General features: G+C 63.4%; 25 protein-coding genes and 1 tRNA gene. 7 read left to right on the top strand and 19 right to left on the bottom strand.

The window, feature by feature from the left end; translation table 11 throughout:
• Positions 1 to 82: 82 nt before the first annotated feature.
• Complete coding sequence (locus E2K76_RS12050; RefSeq protein ID WP_136684566.1) at positions 83 to 1483, top strand: protein adenylyltransferase SelO; 1401 nt, start codon at positions 83 to 85, stop codon at positions 1481 to 1483.
• Here the strand turns inward: E2K76_RS12050 and E2K76_RS12045 are convergent.
• The 6 genes from E2K76_RS12045 to acnA all read right to left on the bottom strand — a co-directional run bounded on the left by E2K76_RS12045 (position 1459) and on the right by acnA (position 6934).
• The gene (locus tag E2K76_RS12045; RefSeq protein ID WP_136684565.1) at positions 1459 to 1995 is read right to left on the bottom strand and encodes a DsbE family thiol:disulfide interchange protein; all 537 of its coding nucleotides are present in this window, start codon (positions 1993 to 1995) and stop codon (positions 1459 to 1461) included. The genes E2K76_RS12050 and E2K76_RS12045 overlap by 25 nt on opposite strands.
• Positions 1992 to 2138 (bottom strand): heme exporter protein CcmD, encoded by a 147-nt coding sequence (ccmD, locus tag E2K76_RS12040; protein ID WP_136684564.1) that lies wholly within the window; start codon positions 2136 to 2138, stop codon positions 1992 to 1994. The genes E2K76_RS12045 and ccmD overlap by 4 nt, the downstream gene beginning before the upstream one ends.
• Entirely contained in the window at positions 2135 to 2863 is a 729-nt protein-coding gene (locus E2K76_RS12035; protein ID WP_136684563.1) for a heme ABC transporter permease, read from the bottom strand. The genes ccmD and E2K76_RS12035 overlap by 4 nt, the downstream gene beginning before the upstream one ends.
• Positions 2864 to 2901: 38 nt before the next feature.
• Entirely contained in the window at positions 2902 to 3555 is a 654-nt protein-coding gene (gene ccmB, locus E2K76_RS12030; RefSeq protein WP_136684562.1) for a heme exporter protein CcmB, read from the bottom strand.
• Positions 3552 to 4163: a heme ABC exporter ATP-binding protein CcmA gene (ccmA, locus tag E2K76_RS12025; RefSeq protein WP_136684561.1), complete on the bottom strand. Its 612-nt coding sequence runs from the start codon at positions 4161 to 4163 to the stop codon at positions 3552 to 3554. Before ccmA ends, ccmB begins: the two co-directional genes overlap by 4 nt.
• Before the next feature lie 65 nt (positions 4164 to 4228).
• The gene (gene acnA / locus E2K76_RS12020) at positions 4229 to 6934 is read right to left on the bottom strand and encodes an aconitate hydratase AcnA (RefSeq protein WP_136684560.1); all 2706 of its coding nucleotides are present in this window, start codon (positions 6932 to 6934) and stop codon (positions 4229 to 4231) included.
• 268 nt (positions 6935 to 7202) lie between these two features.
• Here acnA and E2K76_RS12015 point away from each other — a divergent pair, with 268 nt between their 5' ends.
• On the top strand, positions 7203 to 7847 hold the full coding sequence (locus tag E2K76_RS12015; RefSeq protein WP_246032954.1) for a DUF1223 domain-containing protein: 645 nt from the start codon (positions 7203 to 7205) through the stop codon (positions 7845 to 7847).
• Here E2K76_RS12015 and E2K76_RS12010 read toward each other — a convergent pair.
• Genes E2K76_RS12010 through E2K76_RS11985 form a run of 6 tightly spaced genes read right to left on the bottom strand, consistent with a single transcriptional unit; the run spans position 7844 to position 13678 of the window.
• Complete coding sequence (locus E2K76_RS12010; protein WP_136684558.1) at positions 7844 to 8728, bottom strand: lysophospholipid acyltransferase family protein; 885 nt, start codon at positions 8726 to 8728, stop codon at positions 7844 to 7846. The genes E2K76_RS12015 and E2K76_RS12010 overlap by 4 nt on opposite strands.
• A gap of 48 nt (positions 8729 to 8776) precedes the next feature.
• Positions 8777 to 9754, bottom strand: coding sequence for a serine hydrolase domain-containing protein (locus E2K76_RS12005; protein WP_136684557.1), 978 nt, complete (start codon positions 9752 to 9754; stop codon positions 8777 to 8779).
• A 57-nt stretch (positions 9755 to 9811) separates the two neighbouring features.
• Complete coding sequence (locus E2K76_RS12000) at positions 9812 to 10366, bottom strand: PqiC family protein (RefSeq protein ID WP_136684556.1); 555 nt, start codon at positions 10364 to 10366, stop codon at positions 9812 to 9814.
• Positions 10367 to 10368: 2 nt separating this feature from the next.
• Complete coding sequence (locus E2K76_RS11995; protein WP_136684555.1) at positions 10369 to 12447, bottom strand: PqiB family protein; 2079 nt, start codon at positions 12445 to 12447, stop codon at positions 10369 to 10371.
• Entirely contained in the window at positions 12444 to 13040 is a 597-nt protein-coding gene (locus tag E2K76_RS11990; RefSeq protein ID WP_136684668.1) for a paraquat-inducible protein A, read from the bottom strand. The genes E2K76_RS11995 and E2K76_RS11990 overlap by 4 nt, the downstream gene beginning before the upstream one ends.
• Positions 13040 to 13678 (bottom strand): paraquat-inducible protein A, encoded by a 639-nt coding sequence (locus E2K76_RS11985; RefSeq protein ID WP_136684554.1) that lies wholly within the window; start codon positions 13676 to 13678, stop codon positions 13040 to 13042. Before E2K76_RS11985 ends, E2K76_RS11990 begins: the two co-directional genes overlap by 1 nt.
• A gap of 96 nt (positions 13679 to 13774) precedes the next feature.
• Between E2K76_RS11985 and E2K76_RS11980 the strand changes: the two genes are divergently transcribed.
• Positions 13775 to 14590 carry an exodeoxyribonuclease III gene (locus tag E2K76_RS11980; RefSeq protein WP_136684553.1) on the top strand — a complete coding sequence of 272 codons (816 nt, stop codon included), beginning with the start codon at positions 13775 to 13777 and terminating at the stop codon, positions 14588 to 14590.
• Between the two features lie 305 nt (positions 14591 to 14895).
• Here the strand turns inward: E2K76_RS11980 and E2K76_RS11975 are convergent, their stop codons facing one another.
• The 5 genes from E2K76_RS11975 to E2K76_RS11960 all read right to left on the bottom strand — a co-directional run bounded on the left by E2K76_RS11975 (position 14896) and on the right by E2K76_RS11960 (position 17205).
• Positions 14896 to 15522 (bottom strand): hypothetical protein, encoded by a 627-nt coding sequence (locus E2K76_RS11975; protein WP_136684552.1) that lies wholly within the window; start codon positions 15520 to 15522, stop codon positions 14896 to 14898.
• 71 nt (positions 15523 to 15593) lie between these two features.
• Positions 15594 to 15857: a hypothetical protein gene (locus tag E2K76_RS11970; protein ID WP_136684551.1), complete on the bottom strand. Its 264-nt coding sequence runs from the start codon at positions 15855 to 15857 to the stop codon at positions 15594 to 15596.
• 215 nt (positions 15858 to 16072) lie between these two features.
• A tRNA-Met gene (locus E2K76_RS20355) sits at positions 16073 to 16144 on the bottom strand.
• Between the two features lie 255 nt (positions 16145 to 16399).
• On the bottom strand, positions 16400 to 16816 hold the full coding sequence (locus tag E2K76_RS11965) for a hypothetical protein (protein WP_136684550.1): 417 nt from the start codon (positions 16814 to 16816) through the stop codon (positions 16400 to 16402).
• The gene (locus E2K76_RS11960; protein WP_136684549.1) at positions 16813 to 17205 is read right to left on the bottom strand and encodes a hypothetical protein; all 393 of its coding nucleotides are present in this window, start codon (positions 17203 to 17205) and stop codon (positions 16813 to 16815) included. The genes E2K76_RS11965 and E2K76_RS11960 overlap by 4 nt, the downstream gene beginning before the upstream one ends.
• Positions 17206 to 17560: 355 nt before the next feature.
• On the opposite strand from E2K76_RS11960, the gene E2K76_RS20840 reads away from it, so the two are divergent.
• Genes E2K76_RS20840 through E2K76_RS11950 form a run of 3 tightly spaced genes read left to right on the top strand, consistent with a single transcriptional unit; the run spans position 17561 to position 19440 of the window.
• Positions 17561 to 18076, top strand: a complete 516-nt coding sequence (locus tag E2K76_RS20840; RefSeq protein WP_246032953.1) for an ADP-ribosylglycohydrolase family protein — start codon at positions 17561 to 17563, stop codon at positions 18074 to 18076.
• Positions 18052 to 18603: an ADP-ribosylglycohydrolase family protein gene (locus tag E2K76_RS11955; protein ID WP_350339345.1), complete on the top strand. Its 552-nt coding sequence runs from the start codon at positions 18052 to 18054 to the stop codon at positions 18601 to 18603. Before E2K76_RS20840 ends, E2K76_RS11955 begins: the two co-directional genes overlap by 25 nt.
• 3 nt (positions 18604 to 18606) lie before the next feature.
• Positions 18607 to 19440 carry a metallophosphoesterase gene (locus E2K76_RS11950; RefSeq protein ID WP_136684548.1) on the top strand — a complete coding sequence of 278 codons (834 nt, stop codon included), beginning with the start codon at positions 18607 to 18609 and terminating at the stop codon, positions 19438 to 19440.
• Here the strand turns inward: E2K76_RS11950 and E2K76_RS11945 are convergent.
• The gene (locus E2K76_RS11945; protein WP_136684547.1) at positions 19386 to 20084 is read right to left on the bottom strand and encodes an 8-oxoguanine DNA glycosylase OGG fold protein; all 699 of its coding nucleotides are present in this window, start codon (positions 20082 to 20084) and stop codon (positions 19386 to 19388) included. The genes E2K76_RS11950 and E2K76_RS11945 overlap by 55 nt on opposite strands.
• Entirely contained in the window at positions 20081 to 20527 is a 447-nt protein-coding gene (locus tag E2K76_RS11940) for a hypothetical protein (RefSeq protein WP_136684546.1), read from the bottom strand. The genes E2K76_RS11945 and E2K76_RS11940 overlap by 4 nt, the downstream gene beginning before the upstream one ends.
• A gap of 123 nt (positions 20528 to 20650) precedes the next feature.
• On the opposite strand from E2K76_RS11940, the gene E2K76_RS11935 reads away from it, so the two are divergent.
• Positions 20651 to 21343 carry an NAD-dependent deacylase gene (locus E2K76_RS11935; RefSeq protein WP_136684545.1) on the top strand — a complete coding sequence of 231 codons (693 nt, stop codon included), beginning with the start codon at positions 20651 to 20653 and terminating at the stop codon, positions 21341 to 21343.
• Positions 21344 to 21353: the final 10 nt, after the last annotated feature.

The following is a 21353-nucleotide window of genomic DNA, read 5'->3' as shown; positions in this document are numbered from 1 at the left end:
GAAAATCCTTTGCATCCGGCAATTTTTCGCCGGGTTGCCCCCGCTGCGCGCATCCCCATATGGTGCGGCAAAGGAGCCGCCCATGACCATCGCCTTCGACAACAGCTATGCGCGCGACCTTCCGGGGTTCTATCTGGACTGGCAGGCGGCGGCGGCACCTGCGCCGCGCATCCTGCGCCTGAACCGCGATCTGGCGGCCATGCTGGGACTGGACGCGGACGCGTTGACACCCGAGTTTCTGGTCGGCAACGATCTGCCGCCCTCGGCCCATCCTTTGGCCCAGGCCTATGCCGGGCACCAGTTCGGCGGCTTCTCTCCGCAGCTTGGCGATGGCCGCGCGTTGCTTCTGGGCGAGGTGGTGCAGGAGGGCCAGCGCCACGACATCGCGCTGAAAGGCTCGGGGCGCACGCCGTTCTCGCGCGGGGCCGACGGCAAGGCAGCGCTTGGCCCGGTGCTGCGGGAATATCTGATGGGCGAGGCGATGCACGCGCTTGGCATCCCCACCACCCGCGCGCTGGCCGCAGTCACCACGGGCGAGACGGTCTATCGCGATGCGGGGGCCTTGCCCGGAGCGGTGCTGGTTCGGGTCGCCTCCAGCCATCTGCGGGTCGGCACGTTCCAGTTCTTCGCCGCGCGGGGCGAGGGGGACCGGGTGAAGAAACTGGCCGACTATGCCATTGCCCGACATTACCCGAAGCTTGCGGGCGACTACCTCGGCTTTTTCGCCGCCGTCGCGGATCGACAGGCGAAACTGGTCGCGCAGTGGATGCTGGTCGGCTTCATCCATGGCGTGATGAACACCGACAACATGACCATCTCGGGCGAAACGATCGACTACGGCCCCTGCGCCTTCATGGAAGCCTATGCGCCGGGGACGGTGTTTTCGTCCATCGACGCGCAGGGGCGCTACGCCTATCGCAACCAGCCGATGATCCTTGGCTGGAACCTTGCGCGGCTGGCGGAAACGCTTTTGCCGCTGATCGACGCCGACGACAACCGCGCCATCGAAAAGGCAACCGAAGTGTTGGAGGGCGTCGCGGGCAAATATCACGATGCCTGGCTGGACGGCATGCGCCGCAAGCTTGGGCTGGCGGGCGAGGATGCGGGCGACGCCGCGCTGGCCGAAGATTTCCTGAAAGGGATCGAGGGCGTGGACTGGACGCTGGCCTTCCGCCGTCTTACCCGCGCCATCGACGGTCCGCATCCGCTGCCCGGCGTGCGGCTGGACGATTGGCTGCCACGCTGGCGTGCGCGCCTTGCGCCGAATGCCGCGCAGATCATGGATGCTGCCAACCCCGTCTACATCCCCCGCAACGAACGGGTCGAGGAGGCGCTTGCCGCCGCGCAGGAGGACAACATGCAGCCCTTCGACGATCTGCTGGCCGCGATCACGCAGTCCTTCGGGGAGCGCAAGGGCTGGGACCGGTTCGCGCTGCCGGCGTCCGATGGCTTCGGCCCTTACCGGACGTTCTGCGGCACCTGAGCCTGTTCCAGCGCCGGCCGGATCATGTCTTCAAGGTTGCGGGCCGTGATCGGTCCCGCCAGCCGGGTCACGATCCGCCCATCGGCATCCAGCACGAAGGTTTCCGGCACGCCGTAAAGCCCCCAGTCCAGCCCCGTCCGCCCCGTGGCATCCGCGCCCTTGATCGCAAAGGGGTCGCCCAGTTCGGCCAGAAAGCCCAACGCATTGTCCGGCTGGTCCTTGTAGTTGATGCCGACGATTTCGACCCCTTCGGCCGCAAGCTGTTCCAGCATTGGATGTTCCGCCCGGCAGGGTGCGCACCAGCTGGCCCAGAAGTTCACCAGCTTCACCCCGCCGCGCAGGTCGGCATTGGTAGGGGCGGGCGCATCGCCAAGCGCCGACAATGCAATCGACGGCGCCTGACCGGCCAGGGCGGTCGGCAGCCCATCCGGGTCCGTCCGCATCATTCCGACGTAAAAGGCAGCGGCCAGCCCGGCGAACAGCACCGGCGGCAGGAACAGCAGCGGCTTCATTTGCGGGCCTCCACCTCGTCCAATGCGCGGCGGGTGCGCGCGGATTGCCACAGCGACAGCGCCACCAGCCCCGCGATCAGCAGGATCGACACGGCATAGGCCCCCAGAACGGTGCCCGCATATTTCCCCAGGTCGGGCATCATGCCATCCTCTCCCTCGCCAACAGCGCGGCCAGACGGCGCGCGCGGATCTCGGTCCGGGTGCGCAGCAGGACCAGCGCCACGAACAGCAGCACGAACCCCGTGATGCAGACAAGCAGCGGCAGCCAGAACACGTCCGAGATGTTTTCCTTCTTGTCCATCGACAGCGACGCGCCCTGATGCAGCCCCTGATTCCAGAAGTTCACGGCATAGCGGGACAGCAGCGCAAACACCGAGCCGACCATGCACAGAACCGAGGTCAGGTCCGCAGCCGTATCCGGATCGTCGATGGCCGACCACAGCGCGATATAGCCCAAATAGAACAGGAACAGGATCAGGAACGAGGTCAGCCGCGGGTCCCACGCCCACCACGTTCCCCACATCGGCTGGCCCCAGATCGCGCCGGTGACCAGCGCGATCACCGTCATCGTCAGCCCGATCGGTGCCGCAGCCTTCGCCGCCAATGCCGAAACGTGGTGCCGTCGGATCAGCCAGATCAGCGAGCAGACCAGCATCATCAGCCACGCATTGATCGCCATCAGGGCGGCCGGGACGTGCAGGAAGATGATCTTGACCGTCGATCCCTGCCGATAATCGTCCGGTGTCAGGAAGAAGCCCCAGATCAGACCGATCAGCAGCGCAGCCGCCGCCAGCCCGGTGGCCCAAGGCAGCAGCCTGCCCGAGGTCTGCATGAACTTCTTCGGGTTTGCGTATTCCCAGATCGACATGGCGCCTGTGCTAGTCCCTTTTCCCGCCGGGGTTCAAGTCATCTTAGGTTGATGCGCACCGCAAGCGCGGCGGCAAAAGGAAGCAGCGCCAGCGTTCCCCCGGTGATCGCGGCCAGAAGCGCCAGCGGCGTTCCAAGCTCCATCCCCATCGCGCCGCGCCGCGCAACCTCGGCCCCGAAGATCAGCGTCGGCACGTAAAGCGGCAGCACCAGCAGCGACAAAAGCAGCCCGCCGCGCTTCAGCCCGACCGTCAGCGCCGCGCCGAAGGTGCCGATCATCGACAGCGCGGGCGTGCCCAGCGCCAGCGAGATCGCAAGCCACCCATGCCCGCCGGGCAGTTGCAGCATCACCGCCAGCCCCGGCGCAGCCAGCGCCAGAGGCAAACCCGTCACCAGCCAATGTGCCAGCGCCTTCACGGCGACCACGCCTTCCATCGGGATGGGCGAAGTGGCCAGCAGGTCGAGCGACCCATCCTCGCGGTCCAGCGCAAATATCCGGTCCAGCGACAGAAGGCAGGCCAGCAGCGCGCCGACCCAAAGGATGCCCGGCGCAATCCGTGCCAGCAGCGAAGGCTCCGGCCCGATGCCCAGCGGCACCAGCACCGCAACCAGCAGGAAAAACGCCAGCCCCAGCCCGAATCCACCGCCAGCCCGGACCGCAAGGCGCAGATCGCGCAGCAGCAGGGCGATCATGCGAATGCCTCGTCGAAGCCGCCCGCGATGCGGGGGCGGGCGCGGAAGGCGGACAGGTCCAGCACCTCGGTCTCCAACCCCAGATCGATATGGGTGGCGATCAGCGCCATGCCTCCCGCAGCCAGATGGTCGCGCGTGACGCTTGCAAACAACGCGACCGCCTCGGTGTCGAGCGAGACCGTCGGCTCGTCCAGCAGCCAGACCGGCCGACCCGCGACCAGCAGCCGCGCAAGACCCAGCCGCCGTTTCTGCCCCGCAGAAAGGTTCATTGCCGGGCGGTCCGCCAGCCCCGCAAGGTTCATCCGGTCCAACGTGTCGCCGATCCCGCGACCGTAGATTCTGGCCCAGAAGGTCAGATTTTCGGCCACCGTCAGGGTCGGCTTCAGCCCGTCAGCGTGGGCGGCATAGGCGATGGTGTCGGGGGGAAGGGAGATCGTGCCGCCCGCGGCATGTTGCAGCCCCGCGATGGTCCGCAGAAGCGTGGTCTTGCCCGCACCGTTCGGGCCGCGCAGCACCAATGCCCGTCCGGCGGCAAGGCGAAAGCTCACGCCCTCCAGCACGATCACCCCGCCACGGGCGCAGGACAGGTTTTCAACGATCAACTCCATCCGCAAGGCACTAGCCCAAGCGGGGGGAAAGAAGAAGGCCCCGGATCGCTCCGGGGCCTTGATCATCAGGATTTGGCCAGATCGCGCAGCACGTAATGCAGCACACCGCCGTTTTCGACATATTCGATCTCGATCGCCGTATCGATGCGGCACTTGATCTGGATCGTCTTGGTGGTGCCATCGGCGTAGGTGATGTGGCACGGCACGTTCGACAGCGGTTTCAGATCGCCCGCCAGCCCCTCGATGCTGACCGTCTCGTCGCCCTTCAGGCCCAGCGACTTGCGGGTTTCGCCGCCGGTGAACTCGAACGGGATGACGCCCATGCCGACGAGGTTCGAACGGTGGATGCGCTCGAAGCTTTCCGCGATCACGGCCTTCACGCCCAGAAGCGCGGTGCCTTTCGCAGCCCAGTCACGCGACGAACCTGCGCCGTATTCGACGCCGCCGAAGATGACCAGCGGGGTGCCAGCCTCCTGATAGGCCATCGACGCGTCATAGATCGAGGTCTGCTCGCCATCCGGCCCCTTGGTGTAACCGCCTTCGACCCCGTCCAGCATCTCGTTCTTGATGCGGATGTTGGCGAAGGTGCCGCGCATCATGATCTCGTGGTTGCCGCGGCGCGAGCCGTAGGAGTTGAAGTCGCGCACCGGAACCTGACGTTCGGTCAGATACTGGCCAGCGGGGGTAGTCGCCTTGAACGAACCGGCGGGGCTGATGTGGTCGGTGGTGATCATGTCGCCAAGGATCGCCAGCACCTTCGCGCCTTCGATGTCCTTGATGACGCCCGGCTCTTTCCCCATCCCTTGGAAATAGGGCGGGTTCTGGATGTAGGTCGAGGTCGGCGGCCAGTCATAGGTCTCGCTGTCCGTCGTTTCCACGCCCTGCCACTTCTCGTCGCCTTTGAACACGTCGGCGTATTTCTTCAGGAACGCCTCGCGCGTGACGGTCTGGTGGACCAGATCGGCGACTTCCTTGTTGGTCGGCCAGATGTCTTTCAGGAAGACGTCGTTGCCGTTCTGATCCTGCCCCAGCGGCTGGGTGGTCAGATCGATGTTCATGTCGCCCGCGATGGCATAGGCGACGACCAGCGGCGGCGAGGCCAGATAGTTGGCGCGCACGTCCGGGGAAATCCGGCCCTCGAAGTTGCGGTTGCCCGACAGCACTGCGGTCGCGACCAGATCGTTCTCGTTGATCGCCTTGGAGATTGCCGGATCGCCCAGCGGCCCCGAATTGCCGATGCAGGTCGTGCAGCCGAAACCGACAAGGTTGAACCCGACATAGTCGAGGTCTTCCTGAAGGTTCGCCGCGTCCAGATATTCCTGAACGACCTGGCTTCCCGGTGCCAGCGAGGTCTTGACCCACGGCTTGCGCGTCAGGCCCAGCGCCCGCGCCTTGCGGGCAACCAGACCGGCGCCGATCATCACATAGGGGTTCGACGTGTTGGTGCAGGAGGTGATCGCCGCGATCACGACCGACCCATCGTTGATCTGATAATCCTTGCCCTCGACCGGCACCGACTTCACCAGATCCAGCACGTCGCCTTCGGTCTTGCGGTATTCGCCCAGCGTCTTGCGGAACCCTTCGACCGAGTTCGTCAGCGGGGTGTAATCCTGCGGGCGTTTCGGGCCGGAAATGGCCGGAACGATCTCGCCCATGTCGAGGTGCAGCGTGTCGGTATAGATCGGCTCGTAATCCGCACCGCGCCAGAAGCCGTTCTCCTTGGCATAGGCTTCGACCAGTGCCACGCGGTCCTTGTCGCGGCCGGTCTGGTCCAGATAGCGCAGGGTTTCATCGTCGATCGGGAAGAAGCCGCAGGTCGCGCCGTATTCCGGGGCCATGTTGGCGATCGTCGCGCGGTCGGCCAGCGGCAGGTTGTCGAGGCCTTCGCCATAGAATTCGACGAACTTGCCCACCACGCCCTTTTTGCGCAGCATCTGCACGACCTTCAGCACGAGGTCGGTCGCGGTGGTGCCTTCCATCATGCGGCCGGTCAGCTTGAAGCCGATGACCTCGGGGATCAGCATGGACACGGGCTGGCCCAGCATCGCGGCCTCGGCCTCGATCCCGCCGACGCCCCAGCCAAGAACGGCAAGGCCGTTGACCATGGTGGTGTGGCTGTCGGTGCCGACCAGCGTGTCGGGGTATGCGACGGTTTCGCCGTTCTGGTCGTTGTCGGTCCAGACGGCCTGCGCCAGATATTCAAGGTTCACCTGGTGGCAGATGCCGGTTCCGGGCGGCACCACGCGGAAGTTGTTGAACGCCTTCTGACCCCATTTGAGGAAGGTGTAGCGTTCCATGTTCCGGGCATATTCCAGATCCACGTTGGCCTGAAATGCGCGCGGGTTGCCGAATTCGTCGATCATGACCGAATGGTCGATGACCAGATCGACCGGGTTCAGCGGGTTGATCTTCTGCGCATCGCCGCCAAGGCCAAGGATGCCGTCGCGCATCGCGGCAAGGTCCACCACGGCGGGAACGCCGGTGAAGTCCTGCATCAGCACGCGGGCCGGGCGGTATGCGATCTCGCGCGGGTTCTTGCCGCCTTGCGCGCCCCATTCGGAAAACGCCTTGATGTCATCGACCGTGACGGTCTTGCCATCTTCGAAGCGCAGCATGTTCTCCAGCACGACCTTCAGTGCGGCGGGCAGCTTCGCGAAGTCGCCCAATCCGGCAGCCTCGGCCGCGGGGATCGAGTAATAGGCGACGGTCTTGCCGTTCGCGGTAAGGGTTTTGCGGGTCTTCTGGCTGTCGTGTCCGACGGTGACGGTCATACGGGCCTCCTGGCACTGGCTCGGGTTGTCGCGCGATCGCTTGCGTCGTGATGCCCCACAAAGGCACGTCACGCAAGGAGTCGCGCGTTTTGTATACCGATGTATGCCGAATGGGAAGGGGGATAAGGGGGCTGCAAAAAATCTCGCAAAACCTTGATTGGCAGAGCGATCTTGCCAAGGCTAGAACAAGGAGCAAGTGACGGGGGCGTTGATGCGACATGTAATGGGTGCGGCCTGTGGCCTGATGATCGGATGTGCCGGGGCTGCGATGGCACAATCCCGGCCCGCGGTGGTGGTCGAACTGTTCACCTCGCAGGGCTGCGCGTCCTGTCCGCCTGCCGACGCCTTCTTGGAGGAACTGGCCGCCAACCCCGACGTGATCGCATTGGCGCTGCATGTGGATTACTGGGATTATATCGGCTGGGAGGATGCCTTCGGTCAGGAAGCCTTTACCGAGCGGCAGAAATCCTATGCCAAGGCGGTCCGCAGCCGCACGATCTATACTCCGCAATTCATCGTCGGCGGGCGCGAACGGGTGGAGGGCAATCAGCCCGATGCCGTCGCCTCGCTGGTGCAGGACCATGCCGCGGCCGCGGGCCCGGTCACGCTGAACGTGACCCGCAGCGGCGATCAGGTGACCATCCATGCCGAGGCGGACCCGCCGCTTGCCGCGCCCGTCCGCGTGCAGCTTGTCCGTTACCGACCGTCCGAAACCGTCGCGATCGAGCGGGGGGAGAATGCGGGAATGGTCGTGAACTACAGCAACATCGTCACCCAGTGGAATGACGTCGGCACCTGGCCGGGGCAGGAACCGCTGGAGATGTCGGCCCCGGCAGAGGGCGACGATCCGCTGGTCGTGATCCTTCAGACCGAAGGGCCCGCCGATATTCTGGCCGCCGCCCGGCTTGATTAAGTGCGCCGGGTGCGCGACGGCTTCCAGCGGCGGTGAATCCAGAACCACTGGTCCATGTGCTGACGCACCAGCGCCTCAAGGGAATCGTTCAGCGCCTGCGTCATTTCCTCGGGCGTGGTGTGCGGGATCGGGTCTTCGAGGATGACGCGGAAATCCAGCCCATTCTCCAGCCGCACGGCATAGGCGGGGATCAGAAGCGCATCGTATTTCAGCGCCAGCTCGCCCGCGGTCAGCGCGGTCATGGCGGTATGGCCGAAGAATTGAAGCGGAGCGCCGTCGTCGATATGCAGATCGACCAGCATCCCCAGCTTGCCGCCGCCGCGCAGGAATTTCAGCATCCCGCCAAGCCCCTGCCGACCACGCGGAAAGACCGGCTCGCCCAATGACGCCATCGCGGCGACGTAATGTTCGTTGAAATAGGGGTTGTTCATCGGGCGATACAGCGCGCCGATCTGGTATCCGCGCCCGGTCATCGCGGCGCGGCTGGCCTCGTAATTGCCGAAATGGGCGGTCACGAAGATGACGGGGCGCTTGTCGCGGTCGGCGGCCACGGCGGCGGCAAGGCCACCGCCGATGACTTCGCTGCGGGCGGCACGCTGGCGGAATTCCTCGCCGGAATAGGCTTCGATGACGGTGCGGCCCACGTTGTCGGGCACGCGGCGCATCAGGCGGCGGACCTCGTCCTTGGGCATGTCGGGCATGATCATCGCGAGGTTTTCGCGGATTCGGCTGCGGTATCCGGCCAGTGGCGCGATGATCCATGTCATCACCCAGCCGCACAGCGGCACGCGCCAGTCATAGGGCAGGGCCAGAAGGGCCTTGAACAGCGCGCGCAGGAATGCGTTTTCCACGCGGTCGCGCGCGGTGCCCTCTCGTTTCATCTTCGCCCCATGCTTTGCCGCAAAGGACATAGCCCGCGCGGGCCCGGATCACAAGGCAAGCGCCTCGGGGACGATGACGTCCAGAAGCCGCATCAGGTCGCCGAAATACCCCTCGCTGCGGGCCGGGCGGCTGGCGTCGGAGGCGATGGCGATGGTGGTCTCGGCCTCTGGCACGATGCAGATGATCTGCCCGCCATAGCCGCGCGCAAGGGCGATATCCGCCCCGCCCGCCCGCCCGAGGAACCAGCCATAGCCATAGTCCAGCCCCGAAAACGGCGACCGGGTGCGCATCTGCATCGACGCGCGCATCCAGTCCGCCGACAGCACGCCATCGCCGCCCTTGCGCGCCATCTCGCCGAAAGCCAGCATCGCGCGCGGGGTCAGGCCCATTTCGTTCCCGCCGAAGTAGAAGCCCTGCGGGTCGCGCGTCCATGCGGGGATGTCGATACCCAGCGGCTGGCCGATCCATTCGCGCGTCAGGGTCAGCAGGTTCTTGTCCGTCACCTCGGCCAATGCCGCGCCAAGGATGTGAAAACTGCCGGTGGAATAAAGCATGCGCCCGCCGGGTTCGGCCTCGAACGGGCGGGTCAGGGCATAGGACACCCAGTTCGGGCTGCTGACCCAGGCGCCGTAATTCGCGCCCGAGGTCCGGCCCAGCCCCGCCGTCATCGTCACGAGGTTTTCCAGCGTCAGCCGCGACACGCGCGGATCGGCCCCGCGCGGGATCAGTTCGGGCGCGACATCGCCCAGCTGGTCGGCGACCCGGACGATCCCGCGATCCACGGCAGCGCCCAGAACGGCGGCGTTGATGGTCTTGGACACGGATTTGACGTTCACCGTTCGCGTGGTCGGCGGTCCGCGAAACGCCATGTCCACCACCGTCTGGCCTCGATGGGCGATCAGCAGCGCGTGAAGCTGGTCCATACCCCGCGCCATTTGCGTGCTGGCCGCGAAAGGTTCCTGCGCGAAGGCTGGCGCCGCCAATGCCGCGCCCGTCAGGACCATGAACCCGCGTCGTGAAATCATCCGCACCCCCTAAGTCACGATGACAGAGGGCGCGAAAATACGCGCGGTGGCAAATAACTAGCGCGCGACCGAGGCGGCGATCACCGCTGCAAGCTGCGCCAGTGCCGCCGATTGCGCGGCGGCGATTCCGGCGGGGCTGTCATCGGGCATCGGCACCGCGATGGCGAACTCGCGCGACGGTGCACCCAGCGAGACACCCTCGGCCCGGACATAGAAGATGCCGTCCAGCCGGAAGGTGCCGTTGGTGCCGGCAAGGATGCGGCTGACGCGGATGTCCACCTCGCCATCCGGCAGGCCGGACAGCGGCCACGGCTCGGGCGCAACGGTGGCGTCCAGCGTGCGGTCAAGCTGCCGCGCCAGCGCCAGCGTCGCCGCGCGGGGCTGAAGGTCGGCCCAGCGCGTGCGGCGGATGAATTCCACCGCGCCGCCCGACCCCTGCCGCGCCATGTAATCGTCGGCGGCATAATCGGGCATCGACACTTCGCGCAGCATGATGGTGCGGGCGGGGGTGGACAGGCGGCTTTGCACGGCCGGCAATTCCATCATGTATCCCGGCCCGGCGCCGCAGGCGGCAAGAAGGATGGTCAGGGCAAGGGGGGCAAGGCGTTTCATGGTCACCGTCCAAGGATGATGGAATTGGGATTGCGCTGGATCGTGCGGGCCAGCGTGGTCAGCGCGTCCGCAGCCTCCTGCAGGCTGCGCAGGGCGGTGACGAGTTCCACGTTGAAGCGGGAATCGTTGCCATAGCCCGACACGGTGGCACCCGCCTGATCCAGCACGCGGGCAGCACGGGCGGCGAGGTCCGGCAGACCCTGCGCCGCGCTGCCCAGATCGGTGGCGGCGGATTCGGCTGCGGCCAGCGCAGAATTGACGTTGCCCACCGCGCCGCCTTCGCGCAGTTCGGCCAGCATCGCATCCACCTCGCGCAGCGCACCGGCTAGCGCGCCGGGCACCTGCCGCGCCTCGGGGGAATCGATCAGGGCGTCGGCGCTGCGCAAAAGGTTCTCGGCCGAGGCGGCAAGCTGGTCCACCTCCATCCGGTTGGCCTTTTCCGCCAGCTCGCGCAGTTGCCCGGTGATCTGCGGCACGTCCGCCGCGCCTTCCAGCGCCTGATTGGCGCGGTCGATGGCTGACATCAGGTTCGCGACCGTCTGGCCCTGTTCGATCTGGCGGGTCAGGCTGGACAGCCCGGCGGTCGTCTCGCGCAGGTCGGACACGATGCCTGACACCTCGTCCGATTCCACCAGCGCGCGGGCGGCGGACAGAAGGTTCGCAGCCTCGGTCGGGACGCGCTGCGTCTCGGGGTTGCCGGCAAGCTGCTGCACGCTGTTCAGCGCGCCGATCGCCGATTGCATCAACCCTTCGATCGGCAGGCCGCCGATACGGTCGATCACGCCCTGTGCGGTGGTTTGGAATTCGGTGATGGCGGGGGCGGTGGTGGGCAGCAGCGGGAAGGGCTCGCCTTCAAGGTCCAACTCCGCATCCGGCGCTTCCGGCACCTCGACCAGTTCGACCATCAGCGATCCGGTGAACAGGGACGCGGTAGCAAGGCGGGCGCGCAGGTGATCCTCGGACACGAGACGCGCGATGAAGTCGCGGGCGGCGTCGATGCTGACATCCTCGCCCAAGCCCAATTGCCCCGTGCCGATTTCAAGATTGGCCAGCAGGCGCACGCGGCGGTCGTCGCCTTCGCCTTCGACGATGGCGCCAAGGTCGGTGACCGTGCCGACCGTCAGGCCGCGATAATTCACCGCCGCCCCGACCGTCAGGCCCGCGACCGATCCGTCGAAGACCACCGACAGCGGCAGCATCTTGTCCACGGCGGTCGAGGTGAAGACGGAGCTGCGGGCCGCAGTCTCGTCCGCGAAGACGTCGTATTCCTGTCCCGGATCGACCGGATCGCCGCCCGAGATGACATTGTCGAAATTGATGCCGCCTTGGATGAGCGAGGCGAGCGAGCGGACGTCAAGCTCCACCCCTCCGGCCCCGAAACGGATGTCGAAGCCCGACGCATCCCAGAAGCGGGTGTTCGAGGTGATCATCCGGTCATAGGGCGCGTCGATCACGGCGTCGATCAGCACCAGATCGCCATCGGGGGCAAGGCGCGGCTCGCCCACCGATCCGACCTCGATCCCCTTGTGGATGATGGGGGCTCCGGCGGAGATCTGGTTGCCGTCGCGCAGGCGCAGGGTGATCGACAGACCGCCCATGTCGGACCCCGACATCAGGGGCGGAACCTCCAGCCCGGTGAAGGCATATTGCGCGCCTGTGCTGGTATTGTCCCAAAGCCCGGCGATATAGGCGCCCGACAGAACGGTGTCCAGACCGCTGATCCCGCGCACCGACACTTCGGGGCGGACCACCCAGAACTGCGCCTCGGCGTCGATATATTCGGCCACGTCGTTGGCCACGCGGACCGAGGCGACGACGTTGCGCAGATCGGGCGCGAAGCCGACCTTTTCCACCACGCCGATGGTCACGTCACGGTAACGCAGCGTGGTCTGCCCCGCCTCCAGCCCGGTGGCGTTCTGGAACGTGATCTCGATCAGCGTGCCGCGCCCGGCATAGCTGTTCCATGCGATGCCCAGCGCGACCAGAAGCGCGATGACCGGCACCAGCCACACGACCGAGATGCGCTGCCACCATGCGGGGCGGGGCGGCTGGATTTCCATTTCGGGGGGTGTCTCGGTCACTTTTCGTCATCCCAGATGATGCGGGGGTCGAAGCTCAGCGCCGCTTGCATGGTGAAGGCGACGGAAAGCGCGAAGGATACGGCGGCGATGCCGGGGTTGATCGTGGCGACCACGCTGAAACGGACCAGCGAGGCAAGGATCGCGACCACGAACACGTCGATCATCGACCATCGGCCGATGAACTCGACCACGGAAAACAGCTGGTGCTGGGCATGTTCGCCCATGATGTGCCGCTTGTTGATCGACACGGCCAGAAAGGCGATGGCCATGAACTTGGCGATCGGGATCACGACCGAGGCGATCAGCACGATCAGCGCGACGCCGACATCGCCGTGCAGGAACAGCTCGACCGCGCCGCCGACGATGGTGGATTCGGTGTTCGATACCAGCGTGCTGGTCAGCAGCATCGGGTAGAGGTTCGCGGGAATATAGGCGATCAGCCCGGCCCACCACCACGCCCAGACACGTTGCAGGCTGGTATCGTCGCGGCTGGACAGCGGCGCGCCGCATCGGTTGCAGGCGGGGGTGCCCATGTGATGAACCCGTCCGCAGCGGGTGCAGCCGACCAGGCCGGCGTCGCGCGCCGTGACCATCACTTGGCCCGTCCCGCGTCGATGGCGGCCCAGATCTGTTCCTTGTCCATGAAACTGTCTTGCAGGACCGTCACGAAGACCAGCGCGCCGAAGGCCCAGAAGGCGGGGCCGGGGGTGACGGTCGCAAGGCCCGCGACCTTGACCAGCGCGACGGCGACGCCGATCACGAAAATCTCGGCCATGGACCAGGGCTTCAGCGCCTCGGCGAGCGAAAAGGCGACGGGAGCGCGGGCGGCGGCGGGGCGGCCTGCGACCAGCGGGACCAGAGTGTAGAGGATCAGCAGCAGGCGCAGCACCGGGATCACGATGATGAACGCCCCGACCGCCAGCGACAAAGGCAGCATGATCCCTTGGGAGAACGCCATCGCCGCATCCAGAATCGAGGCGTTGGAATGCATACCCGCCGCCGTCAGGTCCAGAAACGGCGAGAACAGCGCCGCCACCATCAGGATCAGCGCGGTCGCGGCCAAGGCGATGATCCGCGTGAACGCCCCGCTGCGCGGCGCTATCAGCACCGATCCGCACCGTCCGCAGACCGCCTTGGCGCGCGAGCGGACATGGCTGGGCAGACGGTGCAACGCATCGCAATGCGGGCAGGCCCGCAGCTCGTCCAGCGGCACACCCGCGAATTCTTCCATGCTGACCGGCTTTTGCATCGCGCGAATTGTAGCTTACGCACCGCCGCAGTCAACGAGAGGTGGAACGCCATGCCGTCGGCCCTAGCTGGCCGTGACATGAAGATCGCAACGTGGAACATCAACGGCGTGAACGGGCGGCTCGCTTTGCTGCTGGAGTGGCTGGAGGCGGCGAAACCCGATGTCGTTTGCCTGCAGGAGTTGAAGGCCGCCCCTGCGCGCTTCCCAGCGGCCGCGCTGAGCCGCGCGGGATACGAGGCCGTCTGGGCGGGCGAGAAAAGCTGGAACGGAGTGGCCATCCTTGCCCGCGGCGCGCTGCCGATCGAGACACGGCGCGCCTTGCCCGGCGATCCGCGCGACACCGAGGCCCGCTATGTCGAGGCGGCGGTGGATGGCGTTCTGATCGCCAGCCTTTACGTTCCCAACGGCAACCCGGTCGAGACGCGGATCGATCGAAAAAGACGCTGGATTTCGCGGTTTTTGAAGCACGCGGAAGGGTTGATCGAATATCCCGCGATTCTCGCCGGTGACTTCAACATCATCCCGACCGAGCGCGATGTCTATAATCCCGCCCGATGGCAGGGCGACGCGCTGTTCTTGCCAGAGATGCGCACGGCCTTCACTGCGCTTCTTGGGCAGGGCTGGCTCGATTCGCTTGATGTCATGCAACCCACGGGCGAACGCTTCACCTTCTGGGACTATAAACGCAACGCGTGGCAGCGGAACGCCGGGCTGCGGCTGGATCACATCCTGATTTCACCGCCGATTTCCGGCGCATTGCAAGCCGCAGAAGTTGATCGTGAAATGCGCGGTAAAACGGGCGCAAGCGACCACGCCCCGGTCTGGGCACGTCTTTCCCTGACGAAAAAGGACATGTCTGAATCGTCTAGTTGTGCGGGTGCAGCACGAAGGTGAATATGACCTCAAGACGGGCCCGGTCTGGTGTTGGTACGAGTTCGACCTCGACGGGAAATTCGCTGTCCCCGAGAGGATTTTCCCGGGCCCGGTTGCAGCGGTTCAAGGTGCTCTGAGCTTCGGCTCAGGCGCCGATGACCGCCCGAAGGATCGCGATCCACAAAAGCACGGCCAGCGGTATCGCCCACAGGATCCACCATCCGCTTTTCATCGCCATACCTTCCGATCGATCCATCCGTCCCGACCTTTCAGAGACCTGCGACACTAGCTGAGACTTTTGGCGGCGCAGTCAATGGGGCAGGGCATCAAAAGCGAAATCCGACCGAAAGCTGAAGATAGGGGATGATGTCCAGATCGCCGAGATCGCCGCGGATATCCTCGATCTCGGCATCGACATCTTCTTGCGGCACCAGCCCGGTGCTTTCGCGGGCGGTGACGTCGAAACCATCGCCGAACAGCCCGCCCGCCGTGACCGAGATCAACCCGTTGCGCCCGACCGCGCCGCCATAGCCGACCGCCAGCGCCGGCATGAGGTTCTGCCGCTGGCGCACCTGCGCCGTGACGTCCGACACCACGCCGCCGAATTCCACGCCGTCGCTCGTCAGGTCCGCCGAATAGTCGGTCAGGAACACCCCGGCAGAGAGTCTGAAGCCCGACCCCGCGAAAGGATAGTAGTCCCCGAGAAGGCCGATCCCGCGCGCATCCAGATCGCCCGAGTAATCCTGCCCGTTGCTTTTGTCATCAAGCCCGATGGACCCCGCACCGAACGGTGCGCGCAATGCCCAGCGGTCGCCCAGACGCAGCGACGGCTCGAGCGTGGCACCAAGGGTCGAGATGCCGCCGCCGAGCGAGAAATCACCGCCAGAGCTTTCCTGCGCCTGCACCGCCGAGGCGGCAAGCACGAACGTCGCCGTAAGAAGTCCGAAGCGCATGGCGATACACCTTTGCTGGCTTGACCGGGATCATCCCCCCCGTAACCTCCATGGCGCAACTTTCTATCTCCTTAAGGGCGATGCTGTTCGCTATCTGTTGCTGATTTGCCGATTTCATCTGCAAGGGCGAAAGCGAATTCCCGGTCCAGTGCCAGCCCCGAGACAAAAGCCCGCAGCGCATCCTCGTCTATGGGATCGTCCAGCGCGAAGATTTCATCCTCATCGGGGAAGTTGGCGATGAAGGCATCGATTACCGCATCCATCGCGCCCCTTCGGTCGGGAAACACCGTATGCGTCGAAACCTCTCCCACCGTCAGATCAAGTGTCACGCCCATGCCCACCTCCGTTTGCAGGGTCATCTAGGCCCGAAGCGTCTGATTGGAAGAAGAAGTCTATACGTCCAACCGCAGCGGGTAGATTGGCCCTTTTCAGCGGCGATGACTGTTATTTGCAGAACGGCCGGTCAATACGCAGGCCCGAAAGGAAGTTGCCAAAACAGCCCATCGTTTCGACAAGATCCCCACTGATCCGCCGGAAGAATGCAATGGAATGGTAGGCCCGGAGGGACTCGAACCCCCAACCAAGGCGTTATGAGCACCTCGCTCTGACTGTTGAGTTTCCGAGGTGTGCCTGCATTTAGGTGGGGCGTTCTCCTTAAAAACAAGGGAAATGTAGCGCAGTCTACGTTCGCCTATGCACTTCTTGTCACATCTGCGACGCCGATGTGACCCGACTTCAAACTTTCGCCGAAATCTTATAAGTAGCTGATTTTAATATATATTGCTTCACTACCCATCCTTGATGAGGTTCACTGTACCCGAGAGCAAACCGTTCCTCTGTTTGACGGTGACATCATGCTCGATGCCACCGTCAGAAGTCATAGACCCATTTGCAACGCTATTTGTGCTGCGCGCGCGTGGTAACGAACATCGTCAGACCACCTAAGGAATGTCTCCAGACACTTCGCGGCTTCGTCGAAGGCCCAGCTTGAGTCAGTCTGTACCTCTGTATCATAACCTCCGGATACGTATCCATCGTCAGAGATATGGTGAACTTGCTTGCCCGCGTCAGCCAAGGTGCGCAGCTCGTTTATCAATTCTTGGATCTCATGACGATTATCCTCTCCGACGAGGTCTTCGAGAAGGATCTTTTCAATTATTGCTGCCCGCTTCATTGTGTGAGAAGGAGTTCTGCCGCCCTTGGTTGCTCTGTAGAGTGCGTGCAACGCGTTGTCCTTCTCACGTACCATCCTGTAAATCGAAAAGTGTAAGGTATTCCTCTGGGAAGTGATCATGCGCTGAGCTCCCAGAAATCTAACTCATCAACATCATCAATTGAATTCTGGAGAGGAAGTCCATGCGCCTCGGCGGCATCTTCGAGCGCTTCGGTAAGAAGGCAGATATCTTCCATCTCGGATCCCCCTGGGTCAAGCATAGCAAAGTATAGGGAGGCGTCAGTATTGATATCACACACATTCTGAAGTGTGAGTAGGTCGTAGAACTTTTGAATTTCGCATAGAGTCAAGCGGGTAGGCGCATATGGTTGCATCAGAGTGGCCGATATTTTATTTACTCTGCGAAGCCAAAAATTTCCACCTAACAGTAAAGCCGCGCTTCTAACTGCATCGGCATAATCGTGAAAGAATTTTTGCAGCGGGTTTGTCGAGAAGGTAAAATCATACATGGGTGTATATTCCCACTATGCCCAGAACTCCGTGTGCCGGGTGACAAGATATTGAAAGGAGCTTTTTGTCGTCGCATTCATGAAGAAATGTGAGGATCAAAAGGCTCTTTGAAAAATCTAACATTGAACATTGAAGATATTGGCAGTAGCAGCGACCTTGGATAATATGTTGTAAACAAGTGTTGCGCGTGGCCGCCAGTCCTCGGGCGTGGTATAAAATGCTACCTTTCGATAGATTCTTAAGAGCTTGGCGATTATGTCCTTCGCTCGACGATAATGTACTCACCGAAATAAGCGGTATATGACAATCAGATGACTGATTGCCGGAAAATCCCGACAGACGCCCCCCGCCGTAGTGACGCGGCATAGTCGCTGCATAACGCGAGAAGGAAACGCTACGCAGCATCTGGAACACATCCGCGCCTGCCTGTTTGGCGGGGCTATTGGCGACGCTTGGGGGGCAGAGATCGAGTTCTGGTCTCTTGGCCGCATCCGCAGGCAATTTCCCGACGGTATCACAGAAATGCCCGCCCATGACGGGCGCGTCGGCCGGATAACCGATGACACGCAAATGACGCTTTTTACAGCTGAGGGGCTTATCCGCGCGGTGGTTCGCGCCCAATCGCGCGGAATATGTGCGCCCAAAGGGGTCGTTCACCACGCGTTGCTTCGTTGGTATCGCACCCAAGGCGGCACTCCGAGCACGCAGATCTGCGATGTCGGTCGATTGCGGATGCGCGGCTGCGCAAGCGCCGCGCTCCCGGTAACACCTGTCTGTCGGCGCTCGGCGATGCCACGCATTTCGGTGAAACCGCCCGCAATGACAGCAAGGGTTGCGGGACGATCATGCGGGCCGCGCCATGTGCACTGATCGCCACTGACCCGCAGCAGGCGGAGCGACTGGCGCGCGACACGTCTGCCCTGACGCATGGTCATGTCCTGGGGCAGGAAGCAGCGGTCGCCTTCGCCCGCATCCTGTTTGAGGTATTGCATGGGGCAACTCTGGAGCGGGCGGTCCAGTGCATCGCGTTGTCACGCCCCATCATGCAGGCGCTGGATGCGGCGATGATCCTCGGGCCGGATCTGGTCGAGCGGCTTGGCGGCGGCTGGGTTGCCGAGGAGGCGCTGGCGATAGCTGTCTATGCCGCCCGCAACGCGCGGGATGTCACGCATGGATTGCAGATCGCCGTGACCCATTCCGGCGACAGCGACAGCACTGGTGCTATGGCGGGTAATCTTCTGGGCTTGATGTATCCGCGTGAGGTGTTGCGCCACCACTGGCGGGACGATTTGGAATGCCGCGACGTGATCGACCGCATCGCGCGCGATCTTGCAGCTGCGCGCGAAACGCGCGAAAGCTTTGCCGACGAATTCTTTGACCGCTATCCGGGCTGGTAACACATGACAATTACCGTAATTCCCGACCTTCATGCCGATCTCGGGCGGCTCGATGCAACGCTGGCGGCGGTGTCTGGCCCGCTGGCTTTTCTTGGTGACTTCATCGATGGAGGGGCCGACGACCGCGCCGTTTTGAAATGCGTTCGAGGCCTAATCGACGGCGGCGCCATGGCGGTGATCGGCAACCATGAACTGAACGCTGCACTATTCCAGCGTGGTCTGCGCGAGAACAATGAAAAGAATCGAAAGCAGCACGCGAGTTTCCTTGCCGCATTCAACGAAGCCGAGCGTGCGGAGTGGACGGACTGGTTTCTGACCCTTCCGCTTTGGCGCGATCTTGGCGGTTTGCGGATCGTCCACGCTTGCTGGTCCAGACCTGACATCGCCCTGATCGCTCAGCGGCGCCCGAACGGGCTGCTGCATGAGGATGACCTGCCAGAGATCGCTGCCGAATCTACCCCTTTCGGTCGAGCAGTGCAGCGCATCGTCTCGGGGCCGGAGATGACTTTGCCTGCGGGTCATTTCTTCGCGGACAAAACAGGGCATCCCCGCACCCAGATGCGTGTCGCATGGTGGCGCAGTGATGCGACCACCTATCGCGAGGCGGCGCTGTCCGTTCCCGATCCGCTGGCCATACCAGACATGCCGCTGCCCGAAGGAATCCGCGGCGAAATCTATCTGGAGGATGCGCCGCCTGTTCTCGTCGGTCACTATAAAATGGCTGGCCAACCGCACGTGTCCGGTAATGCGGCCAGCCTCGACTATCCTGCTTTGCCGTGTGCCTATCGTTGGGCGGGCGAGGCGGTGCTGTCGGATGCGGGATTGATCCTTGTCTGACTGCGCACATGCTGCCGCCAAGGCGCGGCCGCTTTGCCGCGACCGCCGGTCGAGAACAGGCAGCTTTCGACATGCTCGCCCGTTCTGTCCAATTTAGACGCCAGATCGTCCACCACGTCACAGAAGTGATCATAGACTTCCGGACCATTCGACTTGCAGACGCTGACGCGGTTTACCATTTGGATTGCGGACTTACCCAGAAGCAAATTGACGGAACGCGCCGTCCATTGATCCATGATGTAAGCCGACAGGTCTGGCCGCTCGAAGAATAGGATTTTCGTGAAGTAAGCTGGCCCCATGCCTTTGGTCGCCAGCGCGGCGGCCTGGAACGCGGTGTAAGCCTGCGCCCGCGTGGTTGCATCGACGGCGCGTTCCATCGCCGCAAGCCAGATACGCTCGTCCCGCAACACCGCTCCGGCATGGAAGCGATTGATCCGTCCCCACGCGAGAATCAGCCAGAACCGTTCGCGCAACGTCGCCGTTTCGCGTAGCTCTCGGAGCTTTTCGCGGCTGAGTTGGGTGTCTGACAGGGCTGCTCCCATGTTCCGGTCGCCCAGCCAGTCACGCAGCGATGTTGTTGGCCAGACGCCAGGGGTTGCGGAGCGGAACACATCGAAATGCTGAGGATGATATTCGAAGGTCATTCCGGTAGCACCACCTCAAGCGCGCGCAGCTTTTGAATGGCAGCTTCAACGACCTCGGGAGCGAAGCGGTCGCGAAACTCGACGACGACATATTCGCCTGTGAACCGTGCCATGCCTGCCGCGACCAGCGCCGCGAAACCCGGCGTGGGCTTGGGGTCTATTGCCCAGTCGCTTAACGTGACGATCGCGCCTTTGGCAGCAATTTTGCGACGGGTATAGGAGGCCTGCTGAGTCTTGCCATGCTTTTGCCTCAGGGTTTCCTCATACGCGGTGACGGCTTGCCAAAGCCGCCGTTCGACCGGATCTTCGATGTCTTGCCCGCCAAGCTCGTAAAGGCGGCGCTGACAGGCTGCGACTACTTCCGGATTTTCCAGCCTCTCTGCGTTTGCAAGAAGCCTGCGAACTGCGGCTGGGTCGGTCATCTTATCGGGATCGGCGGCCATAATCGTTCCTTGAAAATACCAGACGAGTGATAACGGCTTTCAACGACAAGTCACCCTTCATTGCGACAGGGGTGACCATTTCTGTCTCGCAACGCGGGTAACAAGTCGAAAAGGAGATTGCTGATGCAGACGATTACGATCCTGACCGGCGCGGGTATTTCGGCGGAAAGCGGGCTCGGCACGTTTCGCAGCAAGGATGGCATCTGGGCAAAATATGATCTGACAAAGGTCGCTACGCCAGAGGCGTTCGCCCGCGATCCGGAAATGGTGCACGAATTCTATAACCTGCGTCGCGAAGCCTGTGCCAAGGCAGCGCCGAATGCGGCTCACGTCGCCCTGGCGCGTCTGCAACGTGAATGGCCGGGAGAGGTCGTGATCGTAACGCAGAACGTGGATGATCTTCATGAGCGGGCTGGGGCATCCGTGCTGCACATGCATGGCGAATTGATGCGGGCACGCTGTAGCGATTGCGACCATCGTTGGCCCGCGCCTGCGGTGATGCAAATATCCGATCCTTGTCCCGCTTGTGGTGCGGCCAAGGCCCGGCCCGATGTCGTCTGGTTTGGAGAGTATCCATATTTCGATGACGAGATTTCACTCGCTGTGCGGCGAAGCGATCTGTTTGCGGTGATCGGCAGCTCGGGGCAGGTATATCCAGCAGCGGGGTATGCGGGCATCGCAAAGCGGGCGAGGATACGCACGATCGAGTTCAATCTGAAACGCACGGGCGGCAAATTCGATCAGGGGCGTTACGGTCCCGCTACGGAAACCGTGCCGTTTTGGGTGGACGAGATTTTGCGCTTGCCGAAGGAATAAACCCTCGCCA

Origin of the sequence: Falsirhodobacter xinxiangensis, assembly GCF_004959935.1 — a bacterium.
GTDB lineage: Bacteria > Pseudomonadota > Alphaproteobacteria > Rhodobacterales > Rhodobacteraceae > Falsirhodobacter > Falsirhodobacter xinxiangensis.
Note: the sequence above shows the minus strand (reverse complement) of the source record. Positions and strands in the feature narration are given on the sequence as shown.

Bases quoted from the DNA above. Each gene is read 5' to 3' on its own strand.
- ccmB (WP_136684562.1), bottom strand. From the start codon at position 3,555: ATGATCGCCCTGCTGCTGCGCGATCTGCGCCTTGCGGTCCGGGCTGGC.
- E2K76_RS11975 (WP_136684552.1), bottom strand. From the start codon at position 15,522: ATGCGCTTCGGACTTCTTACGGCGACGTTCGTGCTTGCCGCCTCGGCG.
- acnA (WP_136684560.1), bottom strand. From the start codon at position 6,934: ATGACCGTCACCGTCGGACACGACAGCCAGAAGACCCGCAAAACCCTT.
- E2K76_RS11960 (WP_136684549.1), bottom strand. From the start codon at position 17,205: ATGTATGATTTTACCTTCTCGACAAACCCGCTGCAAAAATTCTTTCAC.
- E2K76_RS11985 (WP_136684554.1), bottom strand. From the start codon at position 13,678: ATGGAAGAATTCGCGGGTGTGCCGCTGGACGAGCTGCGGGCCTGCCCG.
- E2K76_RS11970 (WP_136684551.1), bottom strand. From the start codon at position 15,857: ATGGGCGTGACACTTGATCTGACGGTGGGAGAGGTTTCGACGCATACG.
- E2K76_RS12010 (WP_136684558.1), bottom strand. From the start codon at position 8,728: ATGAAACGAGAGGGCACCGCGCGCGACCGCGTGGAAAACGCATTCCTG.
- E2K76_RS12015 (WP_246032954.1), top strand. From the start codon at position 7,203: ATGGCACAATCCCGGCCCGCGGTGGTGGTCGAACTGTTCACCTCGCAG.
- E2K76_RS12045 (WP_136684565.1), bottom strand. From the start codon at position 1,995: ATGAAGCCGCTGCTGTTCCTGCCGCCGGTGCTGTTCGCCGGGCTGGCC.
- ccmD (WP_136684564.1), bottom strand. From the start codon at position 2,138: ATGATGCCCGACCTGGGGAAATATGCGGGCACCGTTCTGGGGGCCTAT.
- E2K76_RS11965 (WP_136684550.1), bottom strand. From the start codon at position 16,816: ATGATCACTTCCCAGAGGAATACCTTACACTTTTCGATTTACAGGATG.
- ccmA (WP_136684561.1), bottom strand. From the start codon at position 4,163: ATGGAGTTGATCGTTGAAAACCTGTCCTGCGCCCGTGGCGGGGTGATC.
- E2K76_RS12000 (WP_136684556.1), bottom strand. From the start codon at position 10,366: ATGAAACGCCTTGCCCCCCTTGCCCTGACCATCCTTCTTGCCGCCTGC.
- E2K76_RS11945 (WP_136684547.1), bottom strand. From the start codon at position 20,084: ATGACCTTCGAATATCATCCTCAGCATTTCGATGTGTTCCGCTCCGCA.
- E2K76_RS12035 (WP_136684563.1), bottom strand. From the start codon at position 2,863: ATGTCGATCTGGGAATACGCAAACCCGAAGAAGTTCATGCAGACCTCG.
- E2K76_RS11955 (WP_350339345.1), top strand. From the start codon at position 18,052: ATGCGGGCCGCGCCATGTGCACTGATCGCCACTGACCCGCAGCAGGCG.
- E2K76_RS11980 (WP_136684553.1), top strand. From the start codon at position 13,775: ATGAAGATCGCAACGTGGAACATCAACGGCGTGAACGGGCGGCTCGCT.
- E2K76_RS12050 (WP_136684566.1), top strand. From the start codon at position 83: ATGACCATCGCCTTCGACAACAGCTATGCGCGCGACCTTCCGGGGTTC.
- E2K76_RS11950 (WP_136684548.1), top strand. From the start codon at position 18,607: ATGACAATTACCGTAATTCCCGACCTTCATGCCGATCTCGGGCGGCTC.
- E2K76_RS11940 (WP_136684546.1), bottom strand. From the start codon at position 20,527: ATGGCCGCCGATCCCGATAAGATGACCGACCCAGCCGCAGTTCGCAGG.
- E2K76_RS12005 (WP_136684557.1), bottom strand. From the start codon at position 9,754: ATGATTTCACGACGCGGGTTCATGGTCCTGACGGGCGCGGCATTGGCG.
- E2K76_RS11935 (WP_136684545.1), top strand. From the start codon at position 20,651: ATGCAGACGATTACGATCCTGACCGGCGCGGGTATTTCGGCGGAAAGC.
- E2K76_RS11990 (WP_136684668.1), bottom strand. From the start codon at position 13,040: ATGGTCACGGCGCGCGACGCCGGCCTGGTCGGCTGCACCCGCTGCGGA.